The following is an 8,973-nucleotide window of genomic DNA, read 5'->3' on the forward strand; positions in this document are numbered from 1 at the left end:
GCGCCGGACTCCATGTCGAAGCGGATAAAGATGCCCAGCTCGGCAGCGCGGTCCAGCACGCGTCCCACGTTCTGGCGCAGGAACTCTTCGCCCACATCCAGGCCCATCTGGCTGAGCTTGAGGGAGACGTTGCCGTCCAGGCCCGCGCCGGCAATGCGCGCGAGCAGCGCCTGGTAGACTCCGGCTGCGGCCCGGGCTTCCTCGCGGCTGCGCACTGATTCTCCCAGGTAGTCGACGGAGAAGCTGAAGCCGTTGCGGTTGAGGTCAGCGGCGGCGCGGACGACGTCGTCCACGGTCGTGCCGGCCACGAAGCGCCTCGAGAGGGCGCGGGAGAAGGGGACATCTTGCGCGAGGCGACGTGCGAGCCGGCTCTCGCTGAGCGCCAGCAGCCCGTGCCGCAACACGGTGCTCAGTCTTCCAGCTCCTGCCTCAGCCGCGCGATGGCAGCATCGAGCTCCGCCTTGACCTCGTAGAGCGAGAGCTGGAGCGCGCTCTCTGCCGCTTCTTCCTCGGTCGAGCCGAAGGCGACGTCGCCGGACTCGACGTGCGCCATGATCCCCGCACCGGTGGCGGCCCAGCGGACGAAGACCAGGAACGCGGCCCAGGCGCGTGCCGGGTCGCCTGTCGCTTGCGTCTCGACACCGACCGTGTAGGGCTGGCCGTCACTTCCCTCGAAGGCGGGCGGCCGGTCGTGCAGGCCGATGTAGCCGCCCAACGTGAGATCGGGCGCGTCGGCAGGCCGCCGCTCCTCTACGGGGCGCAACGTCTCGAGCAGATCGATCTGCTCCTCGCCCATTTCCCTGGAGATTTCCGCCCCGGCCGGCACTGCTCCCTGCTCGAGGGCGTGCAGAAGGTCGTGGTGCGCGTCGTTCTCGAACATTTCGAACCGCCTGGCACGTCTCGCCTGCCGGCGAGCCGCGTGCATTCGGGGGAAATCGACCCCGCAACCTAATCGCCGCCCTGCGCTTCGACAAGCCGCGGATCCGTTGCCGTGCGCGGGCTTTCGGGGTGGCGCCGGCCCACGCCCGGGCGTAAGCTTCGCGCCGGGTGCAGCGTGGCCCGAGGACGCAAGGGGAGGCGACTATGAAAGCGGCTACGTTCCACGAGTTCGGCGGGCCAGAGGTGATCCGGATCGAGGATGTCCCCCGCCCCGCGCCCGGTCCGGGCGAGGTGCTGGTCGAGGTGCGTGCGGCGGCGCTGAACCACCTGGACCTGTGGGTGCGGCGAGGACTGCCGATCCAGCCCGTCATGCCTCATATCGGTGGCTCGGACATCGCCGGCGTGGTTGTCGAGCTGGGGCCTGGGGTGGGCGGCGTCGAGGTGGGCGAGCGCGTGGTCGTCAATCCCTCGCTCTGGTGCGGCCGCTGCGAGTGGTGTCTGCGCGGCGAGCACAGCCAGTGCGCCGAGTTTGCCGTGCTGGGCGAGCACACGCAGGGTGGGTTCGCCGAGTATGTGACCGTGCCCGCCAGCAACCTGTACCGCGTCCCCGCCGACTACCCGTTCGAGCAGGCGGCCGCCGCGCCACTGGTCTTCCTGACCGCGTGGCGCGGCCTGATCACGCGGGCCGGGCTGAGGGCGGGGCAGGACGTGCTCATTACCGGCGCATCGGGCGGCGTGGCCACGGCCGCGGTGCAGATCGCGCGGCTCGCGGGCGCTCGCGTCTTTGCCGTGACGACGGGGGAGCACGTGGCGCGCGTGCGCGAGCTGGGCGCGCACATTGTTTACGACCGCACCGCGGCGGACTATTCGCGCGAGGTCTGGAGGGACACAGGGAAGCGCGGCGTAGACGTCGTCTTCGACTCCGTCGGACAGGCCATGTGGCCGCAGAACCTGCGGGCGCTGGCGCGGGGCGGGCGGCTGGTGACCTACGGCGCCACCACCGGCTCGGCCGGCGAGACCGATCTGCGTTTGGTCTTCTGGAAGCAGCTCCAGGTCGTGGGCACGACCATGGGCAATCGTACGGAGTTCGAGACCGTGATGGCGCTGGTGCTCCGTGGCGAGCTGCGGCCCGTGGTAGACGTCATCTGGCCGCTCGAGCGGGCGCGTGAGGCCCACGAGCGGCTCGAGCGCGGCGAGCAGTTCGGCAAGATCGTGCTGTCACCTGGTCCAGCGTGAGCTGTCGCGCAAGCGGTACTTCTCGAGCACACGGGCGAACGCGTCCTCCAGGTCGATCTTCTGCTCGTTGGCCAGCGTGACCAGCACGAACAGCACGTCGGCCAGCTCCAGGGCCAGGTCCTGCTCGGGCTCGTCCGGCCTCTTGATCTTGCTGCCGTAGCGGTGGTTGAGCTCGCGCGCCAGCTCACCGACTTCTTCCACCAGGCGTGCGAGGTTGATTAGCGGCGGCCAGTACCCCTCGCGGAACTGGCCGATCCAGGCGTCCACCGCTTGCTGCGCCTCGCGGATCGTCACGGCTCCCTCCAGCGGCGCAGCTCCTCGACCACGCGCTCCATTTCCGACTCCGTGTTGTAGAAGTGCGGTGAGATGCGCACGTGACCCGGCCGCCAGTCCACAATGATCTCGTTCGCGGCCAGGTGGGCCACCGCGCCGGCCGGGTCCCGGTGGGCCACCATGACGATGGCGGAGCGGGCCTCCGGGTCCGGCGCCATGCGCAGCCTGAACCCCGCCGCCTGCAGCCCACGCACCAGGCGATCCACCAGCGCGCGGTTGCGGGCGCGGATGCGGGCGACGCCGACTTCGTCGATGATCTCCTGCCCGCCCAGCGCGGTATGGAGCGTGGCGACCGCGGGCGTGCCCAGCTCGTAGCGGCGGGCATCGTCGTGGAACTCGAAGCGGGCGGCGTCGAAGGCGAACTGGTCGCGGGCGGCAAACCAGCCGGTGGTGGTGGGCGTAAGCTGCGGGATCAGCTCCTGGCGCACGTACAGGTAGGCGAGCCCCGGTCCGCCCAGCAGCCACTTGAGGGGCCCGGTAACCAGGATATCCGCGCCTGCGGCCTTCACATCCACGGGCACCTGGCCGGCGCTCTGGTAGGCATCGACCAGAAAGAGAGCGCCGTGGGCGTGGGCGATCTCGGCCAGCGGCGCCAGCTCCTGGATCGCGCCGCTGCTGAAGAAGACGTGGCTCGTCGCCAGCACGGCGGTGCGGTCGGTGACGGCGTCGGCAAAGCGGTTCGGATCAATAGTCGCCCGGTCGTCGCTCGGGACGCGCACCAGCTCGACGCCGGGGTGGACCATCCACTGGTAGCCGAGCGTAGGGAAGTCCAGCTCGGCAATGACGATGCGGGGCCGGCGGGCGTAGTCGAGTGCGGAAGCGATGACGGCCAGGGCGGCGGAGGTCGAGTGCGCGAGAGCGATCTCGGCGGCGTCGGCCCCCAGCATGGCGGCGACGCGGCGGCGGAGCTCCGCGCTGCGGCCCAGCCACAGCTCGTACCACGCGGCCGCGCCCAGCTCGTGCCATTCCTGCTGGAACTCGAGGAGCCGGGCCTCTGCGCGGCGTGACAGTGCACCCAGGGAGCAGGAGTTCAGGTATGTCTTGCGGGCCAGGATGGGGAACTCGGCGCGCCAGCTTTCGCAATTCATGGCGGCAACGTACCGGCCGGGTCTCGCGCAGGGCAACCCTCTCGCCCCGCGGCGTAACCTGTCCTACCTTCTCCGCCCATGATGCAGCTTCTGACCTTGCTCCCCTGGGTGCTCTTCGCGCTGCTCGTGCCGCTGCTGGTGCGGCGCACGCCGCGACTGAACGGGTACCGGCCGCCGGCCCCACGGGATGCGCCGCTGGTCTCGGTGATCGTGCCGGCGCGCAACGAGGCGCTGAACATCGGCACGTGCGTGGTGACCCTGCTGGACTCGAGCTATCCCCGCTTCGAGGTGCTCGTGGTCGACGACGGCAGCGAGGACGGCACGGGCGCGATTGCGCAGGCGCTCGCCGAGCGAGGCGGCGGCAACCTGCGGGTGATCACCGGCGAGCCGCTCCCCGCCGGCTGGTTCGGCAAGCCGTGGGCGTGCTGGCAGGGGTACCGCGCTGCGCGGGGCGAGCTTCTGCTCTTCACGGATGCGGATACACGGCATGACGCGCGGCTGCTGGGCAGTGCCGTAGCCGCGCTGCAGCACGAGAAGGCTGACCTGGTCAGCATTTTTCCGCGCCAGCTCCTGGGCAGCTTCTGGGAGCGGGTGGTGATGCCCCAGATCATGCTGGTGCTGCTGCTGCGCTACGGCGACCTGTCGCGCATCAACCGATCCGGCCGCCCGCGGGACGTGATTGCCAATGGTCAGTTCATCCTGGTGCGGCGCGAGGCGTACGAGGCGGTCGGCGGCCACCAGGTGGTAGGGGGCGAGGTGGCGGAGGACCTGCGGCTGGCGCAGCACTTCGTCCAGCGCGGCCGGCGCATCTTCCTCGCCTATGCCGAGGATCTGATAGAGACGCGGATGTATCGGTCGCTGGCCGGAGTCGTAGAAGGCTTCTCGAAGAACATGGCCGTGGGCTCCCGCTTCGTCGTGGCAAGCTGGCTCGGCCCGCTCGTACCCTGGATCGCGGCGGCCGCGCTGCTCTCGCTCTGGGTGCTGCCGCCCAGCCTGCTGCTCGCGGCTTGGGTCGCCGGGTTCGACGGCGGCGTGCGCGGCTGGGCGGGGGCGGCGAGTGGCATCTCGCTCGTGCCCTGGCTGGTCCTGCTGCTCCGCCTCCGGGTCGGCCCACTCTACGCGCTGGCCTACCCGCTGGGCGGCGCGCTGGCCGCATGGATCTGCGTACGCAGCGCGCTGCGTGGCGAGCGTATCACATGGAAGGGGCGCCTCTACGGCGAGCGCCGCGCGACCGGCAGGTAAGCGCCTGGCGTGGCGCTGTGCCTGCGCCGCGCCGGCTCCGGCGTAGAGGGGCGCTCCCCGGGATGGTGGTGCAGGACTGCGTTCGCCCGTCGAGGACGGGCGCGAGGCGGGAGAGGTAGTGAACCGTCGTGTGGCCAGTGATCGGCTGCTACGGGCTTCGTCATGGCCTTTCGTCGCGCAGGCGGGTCCCGGGGAGCTACCTGCTTCTGACCGAACTCTGCCCCTCCATCCTTATATAGATGCCGCTCGAAGCCAAAACCTTACAAAAGGGGTCGGGAGGCATGTGCGGCGCAGGGACCCGGGATGCGGCAAATTCCACGGTATTCCACCGCGGAATTGCGCGTACCTGGCAGTCGCCGTCGGGGAGCAGCCAGCGGCGGCGACTGGCGGCGACGGTCGCGCCGGTCCCGCGCTGCACACGGAATGCGGGCAGGCCAGGTGGCGGTCAGAGTGGCCAGGAGGCGGGATCCACCACCGCCGCGGGGCCACCGCGCGCCATGGCCGCGAGCCCCGGCGTGCGGCGTCAGTCGCTCGCGAACTCGACCGTGACGCGCCGGGGGATGAGGCCGGCCTGATAGCCGCGGTCCAGGAAGAGCTGGACGGCGCGGCGGCCATCCTCGCCGTAATCCAGGGTGCGGGGGTTGACGTACATGTGGACGAACTCGCGTGTCTGGCGGGCGTCCAGCCCGCGGCCGAAGCGGCGGGCGTACTCGAGCGCTTCCTCCGTGTGCTCCAGGGCGTAGGCGATCGACTGGCGCAGCACAGTGGAAACCTTCCGGATCAGCTCGGGTCCCAGGTCGCGGCGGATGACGTTGCCGCCCAGCGGCAGCGGCAGCCCGCCCGTCTCGCCGGCCCACCATTCGCCCAGGTCGGCGACGAGGTGCAGGCCGGAGTCTGCGTAGGTGAGCTGCCCCTCGTGGATCAGGAGGCCGGCGTCGGCGCGCCCCGCTCGGACGTGCTCCATTATCTTATCGAAGGGGATGGCCTCGGTCTCGGCCGCCGGCTGGAACAGCTTGAGCGCCAGGTAGGCGGAGGTCATGGTTCCGGGCACGGCGACCCGGGTGCCGGCGAGGCCGGCGGGCTCGAGCGGCTGGCGCGCCACCAGTCGCGGGCCGTACCCCTCGCCCATGGACGCGCCGTGCGGCAGAAGCAGGTAGCGCTCCGCCAGCAGGGCGTAGGCGTGGATCGAGACGGCCGTGACCTCGAGCTCGCCCGCCAGCGCGCGGCGGTTCAGCGTCTCGATGTCTTGCAGCTCGTGAACAAAGTGCAGTCCGCCCGTGTCCAGCTTGCCCGTGGCCAGGGCGTAGAACATGAAAGCGTCGTCCGGATCCGGCGAATGGGCGACGCGGATGCTGCGAGGCATAGCCGATTATCCCCGTGATGCCGGCCGCAGGTTGACGGGGGAATAGTGAAGTGCGGAGTTTACGAGAGCCTGTGATTGGCGTCAAACATGGAAACGATCCTTTTCCTGCAGCAGCTCTCGAGTCCCTGGCTCGATCGGCTGGCCGTAGCCGTTACAGCGCTGGGCGCCGAGGAGTTTTACACGCTGGCCCTGCCCCTGCTCTTCTGGCTGGGGCCGCCCGCCTTCGCCGTCCGGGTGGCCGGCGTTCTCCTGGCCAGCGGTTGGCTGCAGGACACGCTCAAGCTGGCCATCGATTCACCGCGGCCCGATGACGCCCTCCGCCTCGCCTACCGCGGTGTGGACCTGGGACCGGCGTTCCCCTCGGGACACGCCCTGGTGGCCCTCACCTTCTGGGGGTACCTCGCGGCACGACTGAAGGACCGGCGCCTGACCGCCGCCGCGGCGATCCTGGTTGTCCTGGTCGCCCTCTCCCGCGTGTACCTGGGAGTGCACTGGCCGGTGGACGTGCTGGGGGGACTCGCGCTGGGCGCAGCCGTGCTGGCCGGTGCGCTGGGGATGGAGCCGCTGCTCGGGCGCTGGCAGGCGGAGCTCCGGAGACCGGCCCTTGCCGCCCTGGTGCTGGGCGGCTCCGCGCTGCTGGCGCTGGCCAGCCCCGGCGCCGCCGGCGTGCGCAGTGCGGGTGCCGCAGGTGGCGCCATAGCCGGCTACCTTCTGTTCCGGCAGTTAGCGCCGGCCTACGTTCCGGGCGGGCGGCCGCACCGCCTGCTGGCCCGGGTGCTGCTCGGCCTGGCGGTGCTGCTGGCACTGCGCGCCGGCCTCGCGGCCCTGCTGCCGGACGCGGCCGCCGCCCACTACCTGCGCTACCTGCTCATGGGTGTGTGGCTGGCGCTCGGCCCCAACCTGCTGATCGAGGGTAAGGCGCCGGCTGCCCTGCAACCGGCGGCTGCGGCCGAGCCGGTGGCCGGCGGGCAGGATGGCTGAAGCCCCCCCATCAGCGCCCTGCCGCATCCGCCTCCGCTTCCGTGGCGTAGAGTCGATGCGTCAGCACCTCCAGCGCGATGCGGTCCAGGTCGTACACGTCGGCTAGCGCCTCGCGGATGGCGCGCACGTCTACCATGATGTTGCGCCCGCGCTGCGGCAGGTAGATGAAGTCCCGCGACAGCCCCTCGACGTTGCGGTCGAAGTTCAGTCCCACCAGCTCGAGCCGCGCGGTCACCGCCGGGGATCCGGAGTTCCCGCCATACGTGTCCGCAGTCGAGACGAAGTTCAAGGGTGTGCCCAGGTCCAGCTCGCGCGGCGGCGGCAGCCAGCGCGCGGGCAGGGCCCAGTCCGTTTCCTGGCCGAAGGCGTAGTGCCGGTCGTACATCCCGAAAAAAGTGGTGTAGGGCGGCGCCAGCGTGCCGTTGTAGGGATAGCCGCGGACCACGCCGTCCGTGATGCGCGGCGAGGATGATCCGTCTGGCGGGACGGCGGTGCCGTAGATATCGAAGCGCACGCGGCCCAGGCGGCTGGCCAGGTCCGCTTCGGCCGTGCCGATGCGCTGGAGCTCCGCGTTGTAGCGGGCAAAGTGCGGCTGGATGGCGGCGGCGAGGCGGATGGCGGGATCCTCCCGGGTGAGGGAGCCGGCCTCCAGTGCCGCGGCTGTCCGCTGCGCGGTGGCGAGCGCGCTCCCCTGCAGCACTCGCTCTGCCGCGGCCGGGGGCGAGATGCCGCCGGGGAGGGCAGTGCGCACGATCAGCTTGTCCGCGCCGAAGTAACGGCCGAAATCGTCGAGCCGGACGCGCAGCAGCCGTTGCTCGAGCGATGCCGGGTGATCCTCGATCGCGAGCAGCCGCTGCCGCAGCGCGGCCACCGAGTCCGCGGGCGCGCCGCGCGCGGACGCCTGGAGCAGATCCAGGGCGGCCATGGCGCGGCGGAGCGTGGCCGAGCCGTACGTCGCGTTGCCAAACAGCACGAAGGCGCCGTAGCTCGCGGCCAGCGGCGCTCGCTCGCGCTGCAGCGCCGCGATGCGGTCGATGACATCGCCGTAGCGGCGGCGCAGTGCGGGCCGGGCCGCGATCGAGTCCCGCAGCCCTCGCTCCGCACCGCGCTTCCTGGCCATGATATCCGGATCCCGCAGCGCGGCCAGGCGGCCCGTGTACGCCTTGAGCGAGTTGGACAGACGGAACGCCTTGTTGCGGATGTCCAGGCGATCACCCTCGCTCGGATTCTCGCGGTAGAATTCCCATAGCGCGGCAAGCCGCATGTCGAACGCGTGCTCGAGCGCGGGCACCAGCACATCGCGCTGGAATTCGAGCTGCGCCATCGTGTTCAGGCGGTTCGTGGGGCCGGGATTCCCGATCACGAAAACCGCCTCGCCCTCCTCAACGCCCCTCTCGCTCCAGGTGAAGTAGTGGCCGGCGCGGAGCGGCTGACCGGCATCGTCGTAGATGCGGAGGAAGGCGAAGTCGAGCGCGTAGCGCGGATAGGTGAAGTTGTCCGGGTCGCCGCCAAAGAAGCCGAGCTGCAGCTCGGTGGCGGCCACCAGCCTCACGTTGGTGTAGCGGCGGAAGACATAGGCGGAATAGCGGCCGCCGTTGTAGAGCGGCACCACCTCCACGCGGTTGGCACGGCCCGCGTGCTGCTCCAGGAGCCGCGCCTGCACGCGCTGCGCCGCCTCGTCCCGCAAGCGTGCACGCTCCGCCTCGTCCCGGCCAGGGTCCACCGCGCGCAGCACCTCATCGCTCACGTCCAGCGCCGCAATCAACTGGTCCGCGTAGAAGTTCGCGACCGGCCGCTCCTCCTCGAGCGACGTCGCGTAGAACCCGTTGTCCAGCAGGCTCTCGCCCGGAC

General features: G+C 70.7%; 9 protein-coding genes. 3 read left to right on the forward strand and 6 right to left on the reverse strand.

From position 1 onward, the window contains the following. On the reverse strand, window positions 1-404 hold a 404-nt coding region (locus HY703_05705; protein ID MBI4544665.1), incomplete at its 3' end, for a proline dehydrogenase. 5 nt (window positions 405-409) lie between these two features. Beyond that, window positions 410-880: a hypothetical protein gene (locus HY703_05710; GenBank protein MBI4544666.1), complete on the reverse strand. Its 471-nt coding sequence runs from the start codon at window positions 878-880 to the stop codon at window positions 410-412. Between the two features lie 203 nt (window positions 881-1,083). On the opposite strand from HY703_05710, the gene HY703_05715 reads away from it, so the two are divergent. Beyond that, a complete protein-coding gene (locus tag HY703_05715; GenBank protein MBI4544667.1) occupies window positions 1,084-2,115 on the forward strand; it encodes an alcohol dehydrogenase catalytic domain-containing protein in 1,032 nt (343 codons plus the stop codon). Here HY703_05715 and HY703_05720 read toward each other — a convergent pair. Both HY703_05720 and HY703_05725 read right to left on the reverse strand, forming a co-directional pair. Further along, entirely contained in the window at window positions 2,098-2,409 is a 312-nt protein-coding gene (locus tag HY703_05720) for a nucleotide pyrophosphohydrolase (protein MBI4544668.1), read from the reverse strand. The two genes, HY703_05715 and HY703_05720, sit on opposite strands and share 18 nt — an antisense overlap. Then, entirely contained in the window at window positions 2,406-3,536 is a 1,131-nt protein-coding gene (locus tag HY703_05725) for an aminotransferase class V-fold PLP-dependent enzyme (GenBank protein ID MBI4544669.1), read from the reverse strand. The genes HY703_05720 and HY703_05725 overlap by 4 nt, the downstream gene beginning before the upstream one ends. Before the next feature lie 78 nt (window positions 3,537-3,614). On the opposite strand from HY703_05725, the gene HY703_05730 reads away from it, so the two are divergent. Then, entirely contained in the window at window positions 3,615-4,778 is a 1,164-nt protein-coding gene (locus tag HY703_05730; GenBank protein ID MBI4544670.1) for a glycosyltransferase, read from the forward strand. A gap of 523 nt (window positions 4,779-5,301) precedes the next feature. On the opposite strand, the gene HY703_05735 is transcribed toward HY703_05730, so the two are convergent. Further along, a complete protein-coding gene (locus HY703_05735; protein MBI4544671.1) occupies window positions 5,302-6,141 on the reverse strand; it encodes an ABC transporter substrate-binding protein in 840 nt (279 codons plus the stop codon). A gap of 87 nt (window positions 6,142-6,228) precedes the next feature. On the opposite strand from HY703_05735, the gene HY703_05740 reads away from it, so the two are divergent. Continuing rightward, a complete protein-coding gene (locus HY703_05740; protein MBI4544672.1) occupies window positions 6,229-7,122 on the forward strand; it encodes a phosphatase PAP2 family protein in 894 nt (297 codons plus the stop codon). A 10-nt stretch (window positions 7,123-7,132) separates the two neighbouring features. Here HY703_05740 and HY703_05745 read toward each other — a convergent pair. Then, window positions 7,133-8,973 (reverse strand): S46 family peptidase (locus HY703_05745; protein ID MBI4544673.1); only part of this gene is annotated, 1,841 nt, incomplete at its 5' end.

It is taken from the genome of Gemmatimonadota bacterium (assembly GCA_016209965.1).
Taxonomy (GTDB): domain Bacteria; phylum Gemmatimonadota; class Gemmatimonadetes; order Longimicrobiales; family RSA9; genus JACQVE01.

Coding starts and splice junctions, on each gene's coding strand:
- HY703_05710 (MBI4544666.1), bottom strand. CDS start 880: ATGTTCGAGAACGACGCGCACCACGACCTTCTGCACGCCCTCGAGCAG.
- HY703_05715 (MBI4544667.1), top strand. CDS start 1,084: ATGAAAGCGGCTACGTTCCACGAGTTCGGCGGGCCAGAGGTGATCCGG.
- HY703_05725 (MBI4544669.1), bottom strand. CDS start 3,536: ATGAATTGCGAAAGCTGGCGCGCCGAGTTCCCCATCCTGGCCCGCAAG.
- HY703_05730 (MBI4544670.1), top strand. CDS start 3,615: ATGATGCAGCTTCTGACCTTGCTCCCCTGGGTGCTCTTCGCGCTGCTC.
- HY703_05735 (MBI4544671.1), bottom strand. CDS start 6,141: ATGCCTCGCAGCATCCGCGTCGCCCATTCGCCGGATCCGGACGACGCT.
- HY703_05740 (MBI4544672.1), top strand. CDS start 6,229: ATGGAAACGATCCTTTTCCTGCAGCAGCTCTCGAGTCCCTGGCTCGAT.